This window comes from Flavobacterium sp. Root935 (assembly GCF_001429295.1).
Taxonomy (GTDB): Bacteria; Bacteroidota; Bacteroidia; order Flavobacteriales; family Flavobacteriaceae; genus Flavobacterium.
Genome location: NZ_LMJL01000012.1, coordinates 960,588 through 982,089, shown reverse-complemented (window position 1 = coordinate 982,089; position 21,502 = coordinate 960,588). Strand labels below are relative to the sequence as shown.

Here is a 21,502-nt window from a genome sequence, read left to right as displayed (position 1 = left end):
AAATCCTGAACTTAATTGTTCAGGATTTTTTATTTATGATTATTGATAATCTATTGTCAGGCTGAATTCGAAGCCATTATGCATTAAAAATTAAATCCAAGTCTTGCATAGTAATACGCACCGCTGAAACCCATTTGTACAGCATCCCAATAACCTCCAGCTTCTGTATTTCCTTGTTCATCTTGTTTTGTTGGATAAACATTGAATAAGTTGTTGCTTCCAAGAGTTAATTTCAAGCTTTTAGTAAATTGATATCCAACAGTTAAATCAGTAATTAATCTCGGATTGTAAACATCATCTTCATCTGCGTAATCTACCAAAACGACTTTACTGAAACGTGTAAAAGCCAATCCTGCATCAAATTTATTTTTAGTATAAGTAAGGTTTAATCCGAATTTATTATCTGGAGCAGAAGCTAATAAAAAGGCTTTTTCGCGTTTTCCAAAGAAAGTTGCTTCGTCTAAAGCGCCATTTTTAACCTTGTCAATTTTCATATCATTAATGTTTCCAACTAACGTTGCGCCAAACTGTCCAAAGTCAAATTGTTTCTTCCAAGAAAAAACGATATCCAAACCATGAGTGCTTGTGTCTACACCATTTGCAAAAAATTGCGCTTCAGAAACACCAAGATTTAATGCACTTGCGTCAAAATATCCAGTAAGAACAATACGGTCTTTAACTTGGATATAATATCCGTCAATTGTTGCAGTAAAATCACCAAACGAAGCTGTAAAGCCTAAAGAAGCATTTACTGCTTTTTCTTCGTTCAATTTATCAATTCCAAAAGCTCTAGTTACAGGGCTGTCATTTGGAGCCAGTAAAACTTCGGTTGCACCGCTGGCATTAAAATTAGTGAAACGTAAGTTATAGTAAATCTGAGCTAAAGATGGTGCACGGAATCCAGTACTAATAGATCCTCTGGCATTAATATGATCTGTAATTTTAAGTCTTGAAGCTAATTTTCCGTTTACAGTACTTCCGAAATCACTATAATTTTCAAAACGAACGGCACCGCTGAACATTAAGGCTTCTGTAACATCCAATTCTGCATCTGCATAAAGAGAGAAGTTAGTACGATCTTTATTCACTTCATTTGCCGGACTATATCCAGGAAAACCTTGTGAACTTCCTGGTCTTGGTTCGCCAGAGATTGGGTCAATTGGGGCACTTTGTGTAGTCGGATCTGTTATAGGCTGTCCGTTGGTGTCGTAAGTGGTATAAGAACCTTCTTCACCAGCAAAAATCTCGAATTTTTCAACTCTAAATTCTGTTCCAAAAGCAATATTTAAGCCACTTAAAACATCCCCGTAATTTTTTGAAATGTCAAAATTGGTTGTGTTTTGAAGTAAACTGTGTCCACCTGCATCAAATTGGAGCGGCGAATTTTCTTCGAGAGAAGCATTGATCGTTCCTTTTATTTCGTATTGAAATTTATTCTTACCAAAAGTATTGCTTAAGTCAAATTTCCAGCCTCCAGAAGTTTCTGTTCTAATTCCCGCAGCAACCGAATTGTCATTAATTTTAGAAGTAATTCTCGGAGTGTAACCGCCTGGGTAAACAGATTCTACAACTCTTTCGCCGTCATTTCTAGTAAAAGCGTAAGCGTCAGTATCTCTAAAATTACTTCCTCCAAAAGCATAAAACTCAGTTTTGTCAGAAATCGGAATAGCAAGATTTGCAAATAAATTTACACCCTGCATTTCAGCATCACCAAAACCTTTTCTAAAATCATAAGCAGGTCTTAATGTTTTATTTTTGTTTAAAAATTCTCCAGTAATATTTACATAACCACCTTTACTGCCAATTGCTGTTCCGTAGTTTGCCGCAACCCTTACAGAACCTCCATCAAAATCCTGATCCTTTCCGTATGAATTTCCGTTTCCATTCTTATCCAATCGAAAACCTTCGGTATTTGGTGTTCCCGGCAGGAAATCACCTTTTGCGTGAGTATTAAAAACGCCATAAGTGATAGAGCCAGTAAGTTCGTTTACATTATCATTAGTAACAATATTGATAACCCCGGCAATCGCATCAGAACCATATTGTGCAGATGCTCCGTCTCGCAGGATCTCAATTCTTTTAATGGACGCAGCAGGAATTGCGTTCAAATCGGTTCCCGTATTACCGCGTCCGCGTGTTCCGAACAAATTAATTAATGAAGATTGATGTCTTCTTTTTCCGTTAATCAAAACCAAAGTCTGATCAGGCCCCATACCTCTTAAAGAAGCAGGATCAACGTGATCGGCGCCGTCAGAACCAGATTGTTTATTGGCATTAAATGACGGCGCTACATATTGTAATAATTGGTTGATTTCAATTTTTCCACTTTGTGTCGTAACGTCCTTTACATTGATTACATCAATTGGAACAGCCGAATTTACAACGGTTCTTTTCGCATTTCTAGAACCAACGACAACAACGTCATTTAAAATTTGACCTTCACTTTCCGTTAAAACGATATCTAATTTATCTCCAGAAACAGTTTTTTCAACAGTTCCAAATCCGACATAACTAAAAACTAATGTTACACCATCTTTTACTTTTATTCTAAAACTACCTTCAAAATCGGTTGATACTCCATTCGAAGTTCCTTTTTCAATAATATTAACGCCAGGCAGTGGATTACCAGTTTTGTCTTTTACAAGACCCGAGACTTCTTTTTGTGCAAAAAGAAATGCTGAATTCAGCAGAAATAAAAATAATGCAATCTTTCTCATGGTTATTGGTTTTTTGATTTGTTTTTTGTTGATTAGTTTTATAAAAGTAGTGTTTTTTAACAAAAAATTAATAAAATGTTTAAAAATTTTAAAGAATGCTCTTAAAATTATATTATTGAACATTTTTACTTCGTGCAAGAGCTATTAAATCTTATATTTGCAAAATTTTAAAGCCAAAAAATATCATTTTGGCAGAAACCAAGAAAAACGTAAATCATAAGGCATTAAATTACAACGTTTAATGTTTTAGGTCTAATTAAATAAAGACCGAATAAATAATATAGAAACAAACAGATGAAAGCAGGAATTGTAGGATTACCAAATGTTGGAAAATCAACATTATTTAATTGTTTATCTAATGCAAAAGCGCAAAGTGCCAACTTTCCGTTTTGTACAATCGAACCTAATATTGGTGTTGTAAACGTTCCAGATCCAAGAATCAACAAATTGGAAGAATTGGTTAAACCAGAACGCGTTCAAATGGCAACTGTAGATATCGTAGATATTGCAGGTTTGGTAAAAGGAGCAAGTAAAGGTGAAGGTCTTGGAAACCAGTTCTTAGGAAACATTAGAGAGTGTAATGCTATCATTCACGTTTTACGTTGTTTTGACAATGATAATATTGTTCACGTTGACGGAAATGTAAATCCAATTCGTGATAAAGAAACTATTGATATCGAATTACAGCTAAAAGATTTAGAAACTGTTGAAAAACGTTTGGAAAAAGTAAATCGTGCCGCTAAAACTGGAAATAAAGAAGCGCAGACTGAAAAAGCACTTTTAGACAGAATCAGAGAAGCATTATTGCAGGCTAAATCGGCTCGTACTATTACTCCTCAAAGTAATGACGAAGAAGTTTTAATGGAATCTTTTCAGTTAATTACTGCAAAACCAGTTTTGTATGTTTGTAATGTTGATGAAAATTCTGCCGTAAACGGAAACAAATACGTAGATCAAGTTCGTGAGTTAGTAAAAGATGAAGATGCTGAAGTTATTGTGCTTTCAGTAGGAGCAGAGGCTGATATTACAGAATTAGAAAGTTATGAAGAGCGTCAGGTTTTCCTAGAAGATATGGGATTACAAGAACCTGGAGCTTCAGTTTTAATTCGTGCAGCTTACAAATTGCTAAAACAACAAACATACTTTACAGCAGGTGTAAAAGAAGTTCGTGCCTGGACTATCAATATTGGAGCTACAGCACCTCAAGCAGCTGGAGTTATTCATACAGATTTTGAAAAAGGTTTCATTCGTGCTGAGGTTATTTCATACGATGATTACGTTCAATACGGTTCTGAAGCAAAAGCAAAAGAAGCTGGAAAATTTAAAGTGGAAGGAAAAGAATACGTAGTAAAAGATGGTGATGTAATGCACTTCCGTTTCAACGTTTAATTTTTTTTAGATAATAGAAGAAAGAAACAAGAAAATAGATTTAAAACTGTTGGAGAAATTCAGCAGTTTTTTTATTTTTAAGAGTGAGCCTTCACTATGCGTCTGTATTTTGATTTTTCTACAAAATAAAACAAAAAAAACCGTGTAAAATCCGCGCTTTCGCGAAAGCGAATCCGTAAAATCCGTGTAGTATCTTCAGGAAGTAAAATTTTTGGCTCAAAAATTGGTTACAGAAAAAATAACCAATTACTAATCTAAAATCAATTAATCAAAAATGCTAAAAAAAACCTTCAAATTTCTGGGCTGGACACTTTTCGGAATCTTCACTTTTCTTGTTCTTTATGTGGTTTCTGTTTATTTCATTTCTAAGATTACAGTCAATTCAGATGTTGCAAAAGTTGAGGAACAAAATGCAATTCCCATTTACATACTTTCAAACGGTGTTCATACCGATATTGTCGTTCCGATAAAAAATGAAATTAAAGATTGGCGAAACGAAATTCAATTCAGTCAAACTCAATCCAAAGATTCACTAATGAATTTTATCGCTTTTGGCTGGGGCGACAAAGGTTTTTATCTCGATACTCCAGAATGGTCAGATTTAAAAGCCAGCACAGCTTTAAAAGCAGCTTTTGGAGTAAGTTCGTCAGCTATGCATACTACATTTTTTAAACAATTAAAAGAAGGTGATGATTGTAAGCGCATTTTGATTTCAAAAGAAAATTATCAAAGTCTGGTTGATTATATTTCAGATAGCTTCAGCGATCCAATTCACCCGGAATGGATTGAAGGTCACAGCTACGGAAAAAAAGATGCTTTTTATGAAGCAAAAGGAAGTTACAGTCTTTTTTATACCTGCAATACTTGGGCAAATTCTGCTTTGAAAGCCGCCAATCAAAAAGCAAGTTTATGGACGGTTTATGATAAAGGGATTTTTTGTCATTATCAATAAATATTCTGCTTTTTAATCTTAAACTAACATGGAAAAAATATAAGATTCCACTAAAAAACGAGAATTTAAGATTTTGATTAATGCGTAAATTTGAGAGTATCTCAAAAAATCAGCAAATGAAAATCAAAAATATATTCTCCAAGTCATGGTTTCTATTGAAAAACACCTTTTTAGAATTCAACGATGACAATGCTATCAAGCTAAGTGCCGCTTTATCTTATTATACCATATTTGCATTGCCTCCTTTGTTGATTATTATCATTACTATTTGTGGTTTTTTCTTTGGAGAAGATGCGGTAACGGGTCAATTATATGGACAAATAAATGGCATGGTTGGTAATAGTGCAGCGGGTCAAATTCAGGAAGCGATAAAAAATGTTCAATTATCTGGTGATAATATGTTTGCAACCATCTTCGGAATTGTGATGTTATTGATTGGAGCGTCGGGGGTTTTTGCCGAAATACAAAGTTCTATTAATTTTATTTGGGGGTTACGCGCCAAGCCAGATAAAGGAGTTAAGAAGTTTATTCAAAATAGATTAATGTCTTTTTCGATGATAGCATCAGTAGGTTTTTTAATGCTGGTGAGTCTTTTAGTAAATACAACTTTAGATTTAGTGAGCTCGCGCTTAAAAATATATTTTCCAGAGAGTACGGTTTACTTGTTTTATGTGGTAAATGTTGTACTTGTACTGGCTAGTATTACCCTTCTTTTTGCCATAATTTTTAGAACTCTTCCAGACGGAAAAATAAGATGGAAAGATGCCTTTATAGGTTCTGGAGTTACAGCGGTGCTTTTTATGATTGGTAAATTTGCTATCGGTTTTTATTTAGGAAGTTCTACAGTAGCCTCTGTTTACGGTGCTGCGGGATCTGTTATAATAATTTTGGTTTGGGTTTATTATTCGGCAATTATTCTGTATTTTGGAGCAGAATTTACCAAAGTATACGCAAAATCGTACGGCGGAAAAATTTATCCTAACGAATATTCAGTTGAGATTCAAAAAGAGATTTACGAAATCGATAATAATGCTTAGCCGCAAATTTTGATCTTTAAAATATGTGGCAAGAACTTTGTTACTAAAATAAAATAAATACCACGAATATGAAAATAATAGCCTTTGGAGGAAGTAACAGCCAGCATTCAATCAATAAACGTTTAGCAACTTATGCATCAAGTTTATTTGAAAATGCTGAGGTTGAAGTTTTAGATTTAAACGATTTTGAAATGCCTATTTTCAGCGTTGATACTGAGAAAGAAATCGGTCAGCATGAACTTGCAAAAGCATTTCTTGCCAAAATAGAAAGCGCAGATGTATTAGTGGTTTCATTGGCAGAAAACAATAACAATTATTCAACTGCATTTAAAAACATATTCGATTGGAGCTCGAGAATTAATAAAGAAGTCTTTCAGAAAAAGCCAATGCTCTTAATGGCGACATCACCTGGAACAAGAGGCGGGGCATCTGTTTTAGAAATAGCTCGTAATGCTTTGCCAAGATATGGTGCAGAAATTAAAGCTTCATTTTCGCTTCCGGCATTTAATGCCAATTTTGATTTAGAGAAAAATCAAATTTCTAATGCCGAATTAGACAAAGAATTAAGAGATATTATCAAAGATTGTTTTTAAAATGAGAATACACAAAACTGCTTTTGTATTTCTTTTTCTGCATATCTTTTTTCTAAATTTTACTTTCGCACAAAAGCTTAGTGAAGTAGATAGAATCGTTGCAAAATATCCTAAAAGCTTTAATACCACAGAAAAGTTAGCCGATAAAATCGAGAATGATTTTAATTCGGATTATGATCGCGCACGTGCTATTTACACTTGGATTGCTCTCAATATAAAATACGATTATAATGCTTATTTGAATCCGCCAAGAGTGCGCGGTTTTACCTATTCTTCAGAAGCCGAAAAGCAGCGAAAAATAAAACAGATGAATGATGATTTGATTCAGAAAGCATTTACTTCAAAAAAAGCAGTTTGTGAAGGCTTTACGGCTTTGTATCAGCATTTGGCTTCTTTAGTGGGAATTAAATGTGAAATAATCCGTGGAGATTCTAAAACTTCAGTTCGTGATATTGGGCGAAAAACAACATCTTCTAATCATGCCTGGAATATGGTTTTGATTGATAAAAAGTGGCGTTTAATTGATGTAACTTGGGGGCAGGGTTACTATGACAGCAGTAAAGGCAGAATGGTAAATGATTTTGCGCCTATTTATTTCGATACAGATCCCGATTATTTCTTTGCTAAACATTTTCCAGATTCGGGTTCTTTTTTAGGAAATAGATTAAGCAAAGAAGATTTCTTAAACGGGCCTTTAATTTATAATAAAACAATCGAGGAAGATTATAAAATAAAAGCTCCAGATTCTGGAATTTTAGAGGTTAGGAGAGGAGATAAAATCGATTTTGAAATCAAAAATGTTTCAAAATCAAATCAGGTTTTTTATCTCAATAAAAAGAATCAGGCAGTTAAAGTTCAAAATCCAAAAGAGAAACGAGGCGGTTTAGAATTTCAAATTCTTATTGATAATAACGTAGGAGACTATATTACTATTTTTGTAAATACGAGTAGTGTTGTGTCTTTCAAAATACTTCCAAAATAGATTTAATTGACGTATCTTAGCAAGTAATGATTCGAATTAAAAAGCTATGGAAACAACTTTCCTGAAATCTATTTTAGACAATGATTTCTACAAATTTACAATGCAGCATGCTGTAATAAAGCTTTTTCCTAAGGCAAAAGTTCGTTACGGATTTATAAATCGAGGAAAACATATTTTTCCAGCCGGTTTCGCAGATTTACTTCGCAGTTCGGTAGATGCAATGGCAGATCTTCGGTTAACGAAAGAAGAAAAAAGTTATTTATCACATTATTGCCCTTATCTTGATCCAACTTATTTAGATTTTCTGCAAGGTTATAGTTTTGATCCATCTGAAGTGCAGATTAGCCAGGAAGGTTCAGAAATAAAAGTTACTGTTGAAGGATTTTGGTACAGAACCATTTTGTGGGAAGTACCTTTGATGGCTTTGATTTCAGAACTTTTTTACAAGTCAAATCATTTAACTCGATTGAATGATGAAGCGATAAAAGATTTGACAAAAGAGAAAATTGACAATTACAATAAATTAGGAGTTTCGGTTTTAGAATTCGGCACAAGACGCCGTCATTCGTATGATGTACATGATTTGGTAAATGAAACTTTGAAGACATACGGCGGACAAAGTTTTATTGGCACCAGTAATGTGCATTTTGCAATGGTCAATAACAGAAGGCCTTTAGGCACGCATGCCCATGAATGGTTTATGTTTCATGCCGCACAATATGGCTTTAAAATGGCCAATTCTATAAGTTTAGAACATTGGACGCAAGTTTATGGAGGCGACCTCGGAATTGCCTTAACAGATACTTACACTACAGAGATATTTTTCAATCAATTTGATAAAAAATATTCCAAACTTTTTGATGGTGTCCGACATGACAGCGGCGACCCAATCGAATTTGCCCAAAAAGTGATTTCGCATTACGTTAAAATGGGAATTGATCCCAAATCGAAAGCTATTGTTTTTTCAGATTCATTGAATTACGATAAAGTAAAAAAGATTGTCGATTTTTGTCAGGACAAAATCAAAACGTCATTTGGAATTGGAACAAATTTCACTAATGATGTTGGTCTTCCTGCCATGAATATGGTTATCAAATTAACCGACACAAAACCCGATAATATACATTGGCAGGGCGTAGTAAAGCTTTCTGACGAAAAAAATAAAAATACTGGAACTCCCGAAATGATTACTTTGGCAAAACAAGTACTCGGAATCAAATAGTATTTTTTTGCTGAAAATGCAGTTTTTTGATAATTTTAGCGTCCGTTTTATTTTAAAATCAATTTAAATAGATTTTTAAACTGTTATTATTCATAACAAAAAAAAAATACGCTTTCATTTTTTACCGATAAATGGTACATTAGCCAAAAATCCAATTCACCTTATGCTAGAGCAAAATCAATATACCGAAGATAATATTCGATCACTCGACTGGAAAGAACATATTCGTATGCGTCCAGGGATGTACATCGGAAAGTTGGGGGACGGTTCTTCTCCAGACGATGGTATTTACATTCTTTTAAAAGAGGTTTTAGATAACTGTATCGATGAGTTCGTAATGGGCTCTGGAAAAACTATTGAAGTGACAATCAAGGATAAAACGGTTTCCGTTCGTGATTACGGACGTGGAATTCCGTTAGGAAAAGTTGTCGATGTAGTTTCGAAAATGAATACAGGTGGAAAATACGATTCTAAAGCTTTCCAAAAATCAGTTGGTTTGAATGGTGTCGGAACAAAAGCGGTAAATGCGCTTTCCAATTATTTCCGTGTAGAATCTGTTCGTGACGATAAACAAAAAGCGGCGGAGTTTTCTGCAGGAAATTTAGTTTCAGAAGAAGATGTAATTGATACAACAAAACGTAAAGGAACCAAAGTGACTTTTACGCCAGATGAAACGATCTTCAAAAACTATAAATTCCGTTTAGAATATGTGATCAAAATGGTCAAAAACTATTGTTACTTAAACAATGGTTTGACGATTATTTTTAACGGAGAAAAATATTATTCAGAAAACGGACTTCGGGATTTATTAGAAGAGACAATTAGCGAAGAAGATTTAGAATACCCAATTATTCATTTAAAAGAGCATGATATCGAAGTTGCGTTAACACACAGTAAAACGCAGTACAGCGAAGAATATCACTCTTTTGTGAACGGTCAGAATACAACGCAGGGAGGAACGCACCTAGCGGCCTATCGTGAAGCTGTTGTAAAAACAATTCGTGAATTTTACAATAAGAATTTCGAGGCATCAGATGTAAGAAAATCGATTGTGAGTGCGATTAGTATTAAAGTAATGGAACCTGTTTTTGAGTCTCAGACCAAAACAAAATTAGGTTCTACAGATATGGGTTCAGATGATGGAACACCTCCTGTTTCTGTTCGTACTTTCGTAAATGATTTCATTAAAACCAAATTAGATAATTATTTACATAAAAACCCACCGACTGCCGAAGCTTTATTGCGTAAAATTCTGCAGGCAGAACGCGAACGTAAAGAATTATCAGGAATTAGAAAACTGGCTACAGATCGTGCTAAAAAGGCCAATCTTCATAATAAAAAATTAAGAGACTGCCGCGCGCATCTTCCAGATACCAAAAACCCAAGAAACTTAGAAAGCACACTTTTTATTACCGAGGGAGATTCGGCTTCTGGATCAATTACAAAGTCACGCGACGTGAATACGCAAGCCGTTTTCAGTTTGCGTGGTAAGCCTTTGAATTCTTACGGAATGACGAAGAAAATTGTGTATGAGAATGAAGAATTCAACTTACTTCAGGCAGCCTTGGATATCGAAGACGGACTGGAAAAATTACGTTACAACAACATCGTAATCGCAACCGATGCCGATGTCGACGGAATGCACATTCGTTTGCTTTTGATTACTTTCTTTTTACAGTTTTTTCCAGAATTAATTAAAGAAGGGCATTTGTACATTTTGCAAACGCCTCTTTTCAGGGTTCGAAACAAAAAAGAAACCATTTACTGTTATTCTGAAGAAGAAAGAAAAGAAGCCATTGAAAAACTAAAACCAAAACCAGAAATCACCCGATTTAAAGGTTTGGGGGAGATTTCGCCAGATGAGTTCAAAAACTTTATTGGAGAAACCATTCGCCTTGATCCTGTTATGATGGATAAAAACACTTCTATTGAGCAATTATTATCTTTCTATATGGGGAAAAATACTCCAGACAGACAAGATTTTATTATCAAGAATTTGAAGGTGGAGATTGATGAGTTGGTAGAGGTTTAGAAGAAAGAATAAAAGAATTATAGAAGAATTTTTTAGTAGTTATACTGAACAAAATATATGAAAGACGAAGAAGACGATAACATAATTCCAAACGACGACGAGAATAATTCAGATGAAAACCTGATGGATAATCAGGATGGAGATGAAGATGAGATTATCGATGTAGATGCTAAGCATTTTGAAGGACAGCATTTTTACGAAAACCAAGAAGAAGAAGGCGAAGACGTTATTACAAAAGTAACGGGAATGTACAAAGACTGGTTTTTGGATTATGCTTCGTATGTAATTCTGGAACGTGCAGTTCCTGCTATCGAGGACGGATTTAAACCTGTTCAGCGTCGTATTATGCACTCTTTAAAAGAGCTGGATGATGGTCGATATAACAAAGTTGCCAATGTAGTAGGGCACACCATGCAGTATCACCCACACGGAGATGCGAGTATTGGTGACGCTATGGTACAGATTGGTCAAAAAGATTTACTAATTGACTGCCAGGGAAACTGGGGTAATATTTTAACAGGCGACGGAGCGGCAGCTTCGCGTTACATTGAGGCACGTTTATCTAAATTTGCGTTGGAGGTTTTATATTCTCCAAAAATTACAGATTGGGGAGTTTCGTATGATGGTCGTCGTGCAGAACCAAACAATCTTCCAGTAAAATTCCCATTGCTTTTGGCACAAGGTGCAGAAGGTATTGCAGTTGGACTTTCTACAAAAGTGCTGCCTCACAACTTCAACGAGTTAATTGATGCTTCGATCAAGATTTTAAAAGGAAAGCCTTTTACACTTTACCCTGATTTTATGACGGCAGGTATTGCCGACGTTTCCAATTATAATGACGGAATGCGTGGCGGACGTGTGCGTGTACGTGCTAAGATTTCGCAATTAGACAAAAATACATTGGTAATTACGCAGATTCCGTTTTCGACCAATACATCAAGTTTAATTGATAGTATTTTGAAAGCCAATGATAAAGGTAAAATCAAAATCAAGAAAATTGAAGACAACACAGCAGCCGATGTTGAGATTTTGATTCATCTTTTTCCAGGCGTTTCTCCAGATAAAACAATTGATGCTTTATTTGCTTTTACAGCATGCGAAACTTCTGTTGCACCTTTAGGCTGTGTGATTGAAGATAATAAACCGTTGTTTATCGGGGTTTCTGAAATGTTGAAAATTTCAACGCACAGAACCGTAGATTTGCTTCGTCAGGAATTAGAAATTCATTTAGAAGAATTAAAAAATAAATGGCATTTCTCTACTTTAGAAAAGATATTCATTCGCGAAGAAATGTATATTGATTTCAAGTTGTATGGAGACAGAGAATCGCTTTACAAATATTTATACGATCGTTTTGAGCCTTTCAAAAAATCATTCGTTAGGGAAATCACTGATGAGGATTTACAGCGTTTGACTCAAATCCCTATGATTCGTATTACCCGTTTTGACTCGGATAAAGCCGATGAATTGATTTCTAGATTAGAAGAAGAAATGAAAGAAGTCGAGCATAATCTGGAGCATTTAACAGATTTTGCAATTGCATATTTTACCAAATTAAAAGAAAAATACGGAAAAGGTCGTGAACGTCAGACAGAGCTTCGTGTTTTTGATAATGTCGAAGCAACCAAAGTAGTTTTACGTAATACCAAATTGTACGTAAACCGAGAAGAAGGTTTTGTTGGAACCAGCTTAAAGAAAGACGAATACGTTGCCGATTGTTCTGATATTGATGATGTAATTGTGTTTTTACGAGATGGTACAATGATGATCACAAAAGTAGACGCTAAAACGTTTATAGGTAAAGATATAATTCATGTTGCTGTTTTTGATAAGAGTGATAAACGTACGATTTATAACATGATGTACCGTGATGGTAAATCGGGTCCGTCTTATATCAAACGTTTTAATGTGACAGGGGTAACACGTGACAAAGCATACGATTTGACAAACGGAACAAATGGTTCGCAAGTGGTTTATTTTTCACATAATCCAAATGGAGAAGCTGAGGTTGTAACCATATTATTGCGTCAAATAGGAACCATTAAGAAACTGAAATTCGATATTGATTTTGCTAAGCTGGCTATTAAAGGCCGTGGATCAAAAGGAAATTTAGTAACAAAATATCCAATCAAGAAAATCGAATTAAAAGAAAAAGGAATTTCGACTTTACTGCCAAGAAAAGTTTGGTTTGATGATACTGTAAAACGTCTAAATGTTGATGGAAGAGGAGAACTGCTTGGAGAATTTAAACCAACAGATAAAATCTTAATAATTAGCCAGTCAGGAAAATTAAAAGTCATTATTCCAGAATTATCAACTCATTTTGAAGAAGATATGATTGTTTTGGAAAAATGGAAGCCTAAAAAGCCAATTTCGGCAATTTATTATGATGGAGAAAAAGAGCGCTATTTCTTGAAACGTTTTCTTGTGGAGAATGAAGGTAAGGAAGAAAGCTTTATTACAGATCACCCGAATTCGCAGTTAGAAATTGTGTCGACAGATTATCGTCCTGTGGCTCAATTGGTTTTTGCAAAAGTAAAAGGAGTTCAAAAAGAAGATTTACATATTGATGTTGAAGATTTTATAGCTGTAAAAGGCTTCAAGGCTCTAGGAAATCAGTTGACAACTGACAAATTAAAACAAGTTAATTTGTTAGATCCGCTTCCTTACGACGAACCAGTTGAAGAAGTTCCAGAGAAACCTGAAATATCAGAAGATGATTCTGTAGAAACAGAATTAGATGATGACGGGCAAATAGGCCTTGTTTTAGAATAAAAAATGAAAACGCTAAGAGATAATCTTAGCGTTTTTTTGTTAGATTCAGTTTAATTTTGAGAGATAAATTCCTCTTTAATCCATTTTACTTCATTGTTTTCAATGACTACAGAAACAGAATCTCCATCTTTTATTTCTCCTGAGATTATTTTCTTAGCTAAAGGTCTTCTTAAATGTGTTCGAATGATACTTTTAATCGGTCTTGCTCCGTATTTAGCATTATACCCATTTTCAGCCAGATAAAGTTTAGCTTCTATTGGAATATCGACTTTAATATTGATGTTTTTGAGTAAATCCATAAACTCTTTTTTCAAATGAATCTCAAATATTTTCAACGCATTTTCTTTGCTGATAGGCGCAAAAGGTACAATTTCAGTTAAACGTCCTAAAAATTCTGGTCTGAAATAATTTGCCATAATTTCCATTAAAGAAGTTGACGAAGGAATTTTACCACTATTAAAAGTTTCAACAATATGGTCTGCACCAATATTCGAAGTAAAAAGAATAATAGCATTAGAGAAATCACCTTCTTTTCCTAGTCGGTCGTGCAGTTTTCCTTCGTCCATAATTTGAAGAAAAACATCAAAAACAGACGGATGCGCTTTTTCTATTTCATCAAATAAAACTATTGAATATGGCTTTTGACGAATTTTATTTACGAGCAATCCACCGGATTCATACCCGACGTACCCTGGGGGCGCACCGTAAAGCAAGGCTGCGGAATGTTCTTCTTTAAATTCAGACATGTCAAAACGTATAATGGCATTCTCATCCTGAAAAAGAAATTCGGCTAGACTTTTGGCTAATTCTGTTTTACCAGTACCTGTTGGACCTAAGAAAAAGAAAGAAGCGATCGGCTGTCCAGCTTTACTTAATCCAGATCGTGATTCTAGAATTGAGCCTGCAACTGTTGCAATACAATGATCCTGACCAATTACTCTTTGGTTTAGAACCTGCTCGATGTTGTTAAGTTTTTGTTTTTCTTCTTCGTTTAATTTTCCTGCTGGTATTCCTTCAAATCAACCAATTGCTGGCTTCTGTAGAGCAGCAGGCAAAAGAAAGCGATTTTTCTAAGAATAGTGATCCATATTTAATGATTAAACCTAAAAATGATGAAAGTGTCGGAAAAGATTTTTCTATCAATTACTGGTCAACCTGTGCAGAAGAAGGAAATGACATTAAAGCAGGAACAGCTTTAGACTGCAAAGATTTATTTTTTGTAAGCAATAAAGTTACCCTGATGACTAATACCGTAGGAGGTGTAAATAAGCAGAATAATAAGGACAGGATTTTAGCTTATAGAAATGCATTACTAACCCGTGGCAGAATTGTAACTTTTGCAGATATCAAAGCGTTTGGATTTAATCATTTTAAAAATTCTATTATCGATATTAAAATAGAAAAAGGAACTCGAAAAGAAATTTCTGTAAAAGCAGGTTTTAGCCGAACGGTAGATATTTTCATAAAAATAAACCCAGAAGAAAAGGAACATTTATCAAATTCCGAATGGGAATATCTTTGTGATAGCTTCATGAAAAACCTTAAGAATAGATCGTCAAATGTATTTCCATATAGAATGTTTGTCGACTAAAAAGAGGAACGCCGAAAATATAATTTTCGGCGTTTTGTTAATCTGGAAGTTACTATTGGTTTTATTGGTATTTTTTATCTGTAAGCGTTTTCATAAAAGCAACAAGAGCTTGTTCTTCTTTTATGGTTAAATTCAATTTATCAAACGGCAAAGTTTGGTTTGCTACTTCATAACCTAAACCTTGTCCGCCGCCTTTATTGTAAAAAGAAACTACTTCTTCGAGGGTTTTAAAAACTCCATTGTGCATGTACGGAGCGGTAACTGCTGCATTTCGAACTGTGGGAGTTTTAAACGCACCAACCAATTGGGGCATTTTATTGTATAAATAACGACCTTTATCTGGACTCAAAGTTCTGCCTGATGCTTCATTTGGAGTTCCTATAACTTCATGTTCTGTTTTTGAATAACTTGGCGGAACTGTTCCATTAAACAAAGGCGTAAAATGACAGGTGGCACATTTTGCTTTTCCCATAAAAAGATTCATTCCTTCAATTTCCTGCTTATTAAGGCTGTTTTTATTTCCCCTCATGTACTCATCAAATCTGGAGTCAAAGGCATTTAAAGAACGAACATAACTTGCAATTGCATTTTGAATCTGCCAAGCTTCTGGCTTTGAAGTTTTGGGATAGGCTTTTTTGAAGAGTTTTATATACTCTTGATCTAAGAGAATTTTGGCATGAATGTTATCCATAGAACCATGCATTTCATCTTTATTCTGAATAACATCAACGCTCTGCTTTTCCAAATCTAACTGACGCATGTCCCAAAATTGAGCATTTTGTAAAGAGGCATAGGTTAGGGTAGGAGTGTTTCGTGCTAGATTTGAACCTGTTAGAGAAAGATTTGTTTTTAGTCCATCTGTAAATGCTTTTTCAGGATGATGGCAGCTTGCACAGCTTCGATCATTATTTTTAGAAAGGCTTTTGTCATAAAACAGTTTTTCTCCCAGAATTGATTTGTCCTTCGTAAAATTATATTCTTCCGAAAGTACAAACGCATTTACATCAAAAGCATCTTTGTCAAATAAAGTTTCAATCGTTGGCTTTAACGGACTGCTTTTCTTTACGTTTTTAATATGCTCTTCTTTTTGAAAAGCTTTTAACTTTTTTGAAATCGGATTCAAATATTCGCTTATAAAAACAGCTCGGTTAAAGGCATTGAAATTGTTGTTTTCTTGGCAATACTTTTGTGCTTTAGATACTAGTTTTTTTAAATCTACTAATGATTTATTATTGCTGTTAATTTTTTCAAGAGGATTTGGAATCGAATTTAAACTTTCTCCAGCTTCTAGAATTGATGATTGCAAAATCGGACTATCAAAACCCGTAATTCCTAAAGCAATAACTCGAAAAACATTTTGCTGAATTGCATCTAAAACATAATCATCACTTATGGCAATAACTTCAAAAGTACTTTTCAGCTGTTTAATGTTCGATTGAAAAATATTCAATTCTCGAATTAAATCTTCTTTATTTTTTTTATTGTATTCAGGGTAAATCATTTCTTCTATAACCTGAAAACCATGTGGTTCAAAAGATCTGTTTTCTTCCAATTCCATTTCATCCAAAGCCGGACCATTCATAAATCTTGCCGTTTCTGGAATAAAATATTCAACTGCCCATTCGACTTTTTTGTAAATAAGACGTGATTTTTTGAATTGCTCTAAAATCTCTTTTTGAGATGAATTGTCATTTACAAGCTTTTGAAAATGAATGATTTCGTTGCCTAATTTGGTTAAATCAATTAGTAAATCTTGTTTAATAGATGATTTAGGATCTTCATTCTTTTGGCATGAAAACAACAAACAAAGTGTTATAACCAGAAATGAAAAATGGTTTAATTTCATAATAGTACTGTAATAGAAACAACCCTTATCAAAAAATAAGGGTTGCTTTATGATTTTGAATGAAATTATTATCGCTGTACGTTTCTAATAATTACAGTTTGCCCGCCCTCTTTATTGGTTTGAGTTCCTGAACCGTCAGCATTTTTAAAAGCATCACTCTGCCAAGTATGAGGATGAACGTTTACTGTGAAAGTATCTGGAACACCAATGATGTCTGAAATATCTTGCATAGCTCCAAATTCCCAGCTTCCAAATCTCATTTCTCCAGTCTGGTTGTATAAAGTATTCCAAGCTACATCAGTTCTTTTGTGGTTCATGTTTAACCACGCTTTATTTTGTTTTGTAGCAATATTATACTGCCAGATGTACGAATCGTGTTTAGCATCAGCATAATAGCTGTCACCATCTTCTTGAATGTATACGAAGTTTTCAGTAACACATAAGTTATCCGGATTAATAATTCCAGTTCCTGGAGTACTGTCACCTTCAACCGCTAATTCTAAAGTTCCTTTAAGCGGATCTGCAGCATCCATTTTCAATTTATAAACTCTTCCCCACATTGTGTAGCCATCAACTGGAGCGTTATTAGTTGCCTGACCTGTTGCTGTAAAATAAATTTCTCTATTGTTGCTTGCGCTTCCTTTTCTATAATCAACATCTTCAACTCTTGAAAAACGAATAGCTTTTAAATCGTTTACAGTTGTATTAATTACAGCTCCAGTTAAGTTTTTAGCATTCGGAATTTCAACAAATTGAACTGGATAAGAATTGTTTAATGTCATAGACGTCTCAACCTGATTTCCGTCTGTTCTTTTTAAAGCGTATAATTTTCCGTTAGACAAATCACCAACTGTGCTCATATACATAATCAATTGTCCTGCACTTACATGTGAAGTAGCATAAGACTGATCTTCTCCGATAAGAATTACTGTTTTTCCTAGATAAGCTTCCTTTGGTAATGGAACAGCGTTTTCCATACTTGCTTTTCCTAAAGCTGGTAAAACTCTATCTGTTCTAGCTTTGTCTGAAGATAATCCCAACGGATTGATTCCGTGAACCATGCTTTCCTGACCGCTTTCTCCAGCAGTTAAAAAGATAGGACCAAATCCGTGAATTTCTGGAGTTGCTAAAGTTGCAGAACACAAACGAGTTAAACCTCCAACACCATCCACTAGGTAATCACCTTTTACAGGTTTGAATGTTTTATCTAAATAAACTCTCGAAACCGATTGAAGAATTTCGTGATTCGTAATCATAATATAACCATCTCCATTTGGATCTTTCATTAATCCAGCGCCATCTGGCTGGGCACCGTAAACAAAAGAAGGAGATTCTGGAAGCACATCTGAACTTGCAATTAAAGTACTGATTTTTATGTTTTCGAAGCCAGGCATTGCATATACAAATGCAGGAACTTTTGAGTGAGAAGTAAAATCGATACTGGCATTTACATCGTTCGAAGATTTTTTGTCATCATCTTGACAGGAAATTACAGAAAGACCTGCAATTCCAAGTAAAGTAATTGATTTTAAGAAGTTAGCTTTCATAATTTGTTTTGTTTTTTTGATTAGAGCAAAGCTATCTTTCAAAAACAAAATACATGTTATGGCTATTTTTTCTTTTTGCTAATAATTATCAGTCTTATATTACTAAATGGTAAATATTCCTGTTTAAATGTAAATTTAAGATTGATAAAAAAAACTTAAAACTATTTAAAAAGCTGATTTAGATTAACTTCTTTCTTCTCTCTCAGCTTCTTGACAATTTTAAGAAATGCAATCGCTGTTATATACGCATCGCCCAAAGCGGTGTGACGGTCTTTTTTTGAAATATCAAATTTATCTGCCAGATCATCCAAAGTATAATGATCTTTTCTTTCGAACAAATGCGACTGAATTAAAGTCTTTTTATACAAATACGCGGTATCTAAAGTTTTATTGGTTAAATGCGGAAGACCATTTCGTTCCAAAGCTTTATTAATCATCGTAACATCAAAAATAGTGTGATGTGCAATGATTATCGAATCTCCTAAAAAGTCTAAAAATTGTTGCAAAGCCTCTAATTCTGTTGGACGCTTGACAAGTAAATCTTTTAAAATTCCGTGAATTTGAGCGGTAGACTTATCGTAATGATCTTGTTCAAGATATATTTCAAAGCTGTCCTGAACATTAATAATTCCATTTTGTAGAACCAATGCGCCTATGCATAGCATTCGATCGTTTTCATAATCAAAACCAGTCGTTTCTGTATCCAGAACAACAAAACGAGTTTCTTCGATTGTAATATTTTCGTCGAATAGATTATTTTCTTCTTTTTTCCAAAAATTGAATAAACTCATGATTATACCAGATTTGAAATATTAAAACGAACTGAAATCAATTCCTGAAGTTCTTTTATGGTTTTAAAAGTACGTTTCAGTTTAATTTTTTCCATTTTGGTTAGAGATTCTAATTCAATAAACTGTCCAGAATCGTGATGTAAAAGTCCTTGTTTCGTTCTAAATTTTAATAAGGCTTTAAAAGAATACGAACAGGATAAATACAGTTCTCTGTTATTAGGTTCTAATTCAGCTAATTTTTCAAAACGCTCTGCCGTATTGCTGATTGATTTTACCGAATGTGATAAAATTAAAACACGCGCCGCATCTGTTAAAGGCATTAAAGCTCTTCGTTTAATGTCAAAATTATCTTTGTTAGCGCCATCTTGTTCCACCAAAAACTGTCTAAAGAAACCAGTAGGAGATGGACTTTGCAAAGCACCACTCACTAGATGCATATAAAAAATCGGATTTGCTTTTACGTCTTCAAAAATAGAATCTGATAATTGATTAACGATTTCTGAATCGCCATAAGTCTTACTATAATCAAAGAAAATAAATGAAAGCAGTACTTCATTTTTACCAGGATTGGTAATCCAATGATGTACTTGGGCTTTCCATTCGTCCAAACTCATACACCATTTTGGATTAGAAGCCATCATTTCGGCAGGGCAGTAATCATAACCAATTTCAAAAAGACCTTTATTTACAAGTCCCGCAAATTTTTGAAAATAGATTTTAGTTTCATCTCTAAAAACTTCATTTACATTTTCGTACACAATCGCATTATCCTGATCGGTATGCAGCATTTGCTCGCCTCTTCCTTGACTTCCAAGAGCGAGCCACGCAAATTTTACTGGCGGCGGACTGCTCATTTTGTCTATGCAAATTTCGATAACACGGGTGGTGCAGGCTTCATTAAGTTCGGTAATGATTTTGGTAATCAAAGTCATCGGAATATTTTGATCCAGATAACCTTGAAGCAATTGCATGATTCGGTTTCGAATAGGCTTTATTTCCTTAATTTTTTTGGTACGCTTCAACGCTTTTATCAGTACGGCTGGATTGTTTCCAAGTGCAACCATCACGTCGTGTTTCGATAAAATCCCAACCGCTTTTGTGTTTACCGTTCCGTCTTTCGTCAAACATAAGTGACTGATATTACTTTTCATCATTGCCATTTGTGCCTCAGTTACCGTCATTTTTTTAGGATATGTAATAACAGGTTTTGTCATTATAGTTTCGGCTGTAGTAGTGATTGGAAAATCTCCTGTAACAATTTTATTTCTAAGATCTTTATCTGTCAAAATACCAATTGGAAGCATTTCATCTACAATCAAAATAGCGCCCACTTTTTTCTTGCCCATGATTTTGGCAATATCTTTTACCGTTGTTGACGGACTGCAGGTGACAATTTTTTTAGAGTATTTTATTGGAGCTAAATCAAAAGAATGATTGCTGGAATGAAGATTTTCATTTAACGAATCATCACCATACAATTTATCTTTATGAATATCTGAATAAGGATTTCGGGTGTTTGAAGCGTAACTTTCAATCAAAAAATTACCAATATTTCTATTCTCCAGCGCATAAGGTTTAAAAACTGCAATAGGAATGGCATACAAAATAGTTTCTTCATGCGCGACAGCTTCCATAATATAGTTTTCCTGTGCTAAAAGCGGACGAAGACCAAAAATATCACCTTCATCACACATGTCTAAAACGGTGTTTTTAGTGCTTTTTTTCAAAGCAACAGCACCTTTATGGACTACATAAAAAGAGTCGTGCGTTTTGTCATTCTCAGCAAAAATTACAGCATCTTTTTCTTTATAGATAATAGAAATTTGTTCAGACAGTTTTTCTAAATCTCTCTGATGCAAAAAATTAAACGGCGGATATCCTTTTAAAAAGTCAGCAACTCTCTGCGAAATGGTATTTTTCATGTGGTTAGATTAGAGTTCTAAAATACTATTTAAAATAGAAATGTAAAAGAAACATTTTTGTTTTTTGAGTTGCAAAGAAACAGAGGAGCAAATGGACAAGATTTTC

The 21,502-nt window shown here is 34.3% G+C and carries 14 protein-coding genes and 1 pseudogene; 9 read left to right on the top strand and 6 right to left on the bottom strand.

Annotated elements, in window-relative coordinates; genetic code table 11:
• Nucleotides 1–83: 83 nt before the first annotated feature.
• A complete protein-coding gene (locus tag ASE40_RS18955; protein WP_057119855.1) occupies nt 84–2,717 on the bottom strand; it encodes a TonB-dependent receptor in 2,634 nt (877 codons plus the stop codon).
• 294 nt (nt 2,718–3,011) lie between these two features.
• On the opposite strand from ASE40_RS18955, the gene ychF reads away from it, so the two are divergent.
• The 8 genes from ychF to ASE40_RS18915 all read left to right on the top strand — a co-directional run bounded on the left by ychF (nt 3,012) and on the right by ASE40_RS18915 (nt 13,699).
• Nucleotides 3,012–4,106 carry a redox-regulated ATPase YchF gene (ychF, locus tag ASE40_RS18950; RefSeq protein WP_057118715.1) on the top strand — a complete coding sequence of 365 codons (1,095 nt, stop codon included), beginning with the start codon at nt 3,012–3,014 and terminating at the stop codon, nt 4,104–4,106.
• A 274-nt stretch (nt 4,107–4,380) separates the two neighbouring features.
• Complete coding sequence (locus ASE40_RS18945) at nt 4,381–5,058, top strand: TIGR02117 family protein (RefSeq protein ID WP_057118713.1); 678 nt, start codon at nt 4,381–4,383, stop codon at nt 5,056–5,058.
• A gap of 116 nt (nt 5,059–5,174) precedes the next feature.
• Nucleotides 5,175–6,095 carry a YihY/virulence factor BrkB family protein gene (locus ASE40_RS18940; protein WP_082586857.1) on the top strand — a complete coding sequence of 307 codons (921 nt, stop codon included), beginning with the start codon at nt 5,175–5,177 and terminating at the stop codon, nt 6,093–6,095.
• A 68-nt stretch (nt 6,096–6,163) separates the two neighbouring features.
• Nucleotides 6,164–6,688 (top strand): NADPH-dependent FMN reductase, encoded by a 525-nt coding sequence (locus ASE40_RS18935; RefSeq protein WP_057118711.1) that lies wholly within the window; start codon nt 6,164–6,166, stop codon nt 6,686–6,688.
• A gap of 1 nt (nt 6,689) precedes the next feature.
• Nucleotides 6,690–7,670: a transglutaminase domain-containing protein gene (locus ASE40_RS18930; RefSeq protein ID WP_057118709.1), complete on the top strand. Its 981-nt coding sequence runs from the start codon at nt 6,690–6,692 to the stop codon at nt 7,668–7,670.
• 46 nt (nt 7,671–7,716) lie between these two features.
• Nucleotides 7,717–8,892, top strand: coding sequence for a nicotinate phosphoribosyltransferase (gene pncB, locus ASE40_RS18925; RefSeq protein WP_057118707.1), 1,176 nt, complete (start codon nt 7,717–7,719; stop codon nt 8,890–8,892).
• A gap of 163 nt (nt 8,893–9,055) precedes the next feature.
• Entirely contained in the window at nt 9,056–10,924 is a 1,869-nt protein-coding gene (locus ASE40_RS18920; protein ID WP_057118705.1) for a DNA topoisomerase IV subunit B, read from the top strand.
• A 57-nt stretch (nt 10,925–10,981) separates the two neighbouring features.
• Nucleotides 10,982–13,699: a DNA gyrase/topoisomerase IV subunit A gene (locus ASE40_RS18915; RefSeq protein WP_057118702.1), complete on the top strand. Its 2,718-nt coding sequence runs from the start codon at nt 10,982–10,984 to the stop codon at nt 13,697–13,699.
• A 50-nt stretch (nt 13,700–13,749) separates the two neighbouring features.
• On the opposite strand, the pseudogene ASE40_RS18910 reads toward ASE40_RS18915, so the two are convergent.
• Nucleotides 13,750–14,709 (bottom strand): annotated as a pseudogene (locus tag ASE40_RS18910) (AAA family ATPase); the annotation flags it as partial.
• 17 nt (nt 14,710–14,726) lie between these two features.
• Here ASE40_RS18910 and ASE40_RS18905 point away from each other — a divergent pair.
• Complete coding sequence (locus ASE40_RS18905) at nt 14,727–15,290, top strand: hypothetical protein (protein WP_057118700.1); 564 nt, start codon at nt 14,727–14,729, stop codon at nt 15,288–15,290.
• 61 nt (nt 15,291–15,351) lie between these two features.
• Here the strand turns inward: ASE40_RS18905 and ASE40_RS18900 are convergent, their stop codons facing one another.
• The 4 genes from ASE40_RS18900 to ASE40_RS18885 all read right to left on the bottom strand — a co-directional run bounded on the left by ASE40_RS18900 (nt 15,352) and on the right by ASE40_RS18885 (nt 21,396).
• The gene (locus ASE40_RS18900; RefSeq protein ID WP_057118697.1) at nt 15,352–17,136 is read right to left on the bottom strand and encodes a cytochrome-c peroxidase; all 1,785 of its coding nucleotides are present in this window, start codon (nt 17,134–17,136) and stop codon (nt 15,352–15,354) included.
• A 68-nt stretch (nt 17,137–17,204) separates the two neighbouring features.
• On the bottom strand, nt 17,205–18,683 hold the full coding sequence (locus tag ASE40_RS18895; RefSeq protein ID WP_057118694.1) for a hypothetical protein: 1,479 nt from the start codon (nt 18,681–18,683) through the stop codon (nt 17,205–17,207).
• A 161-nt stretch (nt 18,684–18,844) separates the two neighbouring features.
• Nucleotides 18,845–19,474, bottom strand: a complete 630-nt coding sequence (locus tag ASE40_RS18890) for a PolC-type DNA polymerase III (RefSeq protein WP_057118692.1) — start codon at nt 19,472–19,474, stop codon at nt 18,845–18,847.
• A gap of 2 nt (nt 19,475–19,476) precedes the next feature.
• Entirely contained in the window at nt 19,477–21,396 is a 1,920-nt protein-coding gene (locus tag ASE40_RS18885) for a DUF294 nucleotidyltransferase-like domain-containing protein (RefSeq protein ID WP_057118690.1), read from the bottom strand.
• Between the last annotated feature and the right edge of the window lie 106 nt (nt 21,397–21,502).

Bases quoted from the DNA above. Each gene is read 5' to 3' on its own strand.
- ASE40_RS18935 (WP_057118711.1), top strand. From the start codon at position 6,164: ATGAAAATAATAGCCTTTGGAGGAAGTAACAGCCAGCATTCAATCAAT.
- ASE40_RS18900 (WP_057118697.1), bottom strand. From the start codon at position 17,136: ATGAAATTAAACCATTTTTCATTTCTGGTTATAACACTTTGTTTGTTG.
- ASE40_RS18895 (WP_057118694.1), bottom strand. From the start codon at position 18,683: ATGAAAGCTAACTTCTTAAAATCAATTACTTTACTTGGAATTGCAGGT.
- ASE40_RS18930 (WP_057118709.1), top strand. From the start codon at position 6,690: ATGAGAATACACAAAACTGCTTTTGTATTTCTTTTTCTGCATATCTTT.
- ASE40_RS18955 (WP_057119855.1), bottom strand. From the start codon at position 2,717: ATGAGAAAGATTGCATTATTTTTATTTCTGCTGAATTCAGCATTTCTT.
- ASE40_RS18915 (WP_057118702.1), top strand. From the start codon at position 10,982: ATGAAAGACGAAGAAGACGATAACATAATTCCAAACGACGACGAGAAT.
- ASE40_RS18920 (WP_057118705.1), top strand. From the start codon at position 9,056: ATGCTAGAGCAAAATCAATATACCGAAGATAATATTCGATCACTCGAC.
- ASE40_RS18940 (WP_082586857.1), top strand. From the start codon at position 5,175: ATGAAAATCAAAAATATATTCTCCAAGTCATGGTTTCTATTGAAAAAC.
- pncB (WP_057118707.1), top strand. From the start codon at position 7,717: ATGGAAACAACTTTCCTGAAATCTATTTTAGACAATGATTTCTACAAA.
- ASE40_RS18890 (WP_057118692.1), bottom strand. From the start codon at position 19,474: ATGAGTTTATTCAATTTTTGGAAAAAAGAAGAAAATAATCTATTCGAC.
- ASE40_RS18945 (WP_057118713.1), top strand. From the start codon at position 4,381: ATGCTAAAAAAAACCTTCAAATTTCTGGGCTGGACACTTTTCGGAATC.
- ASE40_RS18885 (WP_057118690.1), bottom strand. From the start codon at position 21,396: ATGAAAAATACCATTTCGCAGAGAGTTGCTGACTTTTTAAAAGGATAT.
- ychF (WP_057118715.1), top strand. From the start codon at position 3,012: ATGAAAGCAGGAATTGTAGGATTACCAAATGTTGGAAAATCAACATTA.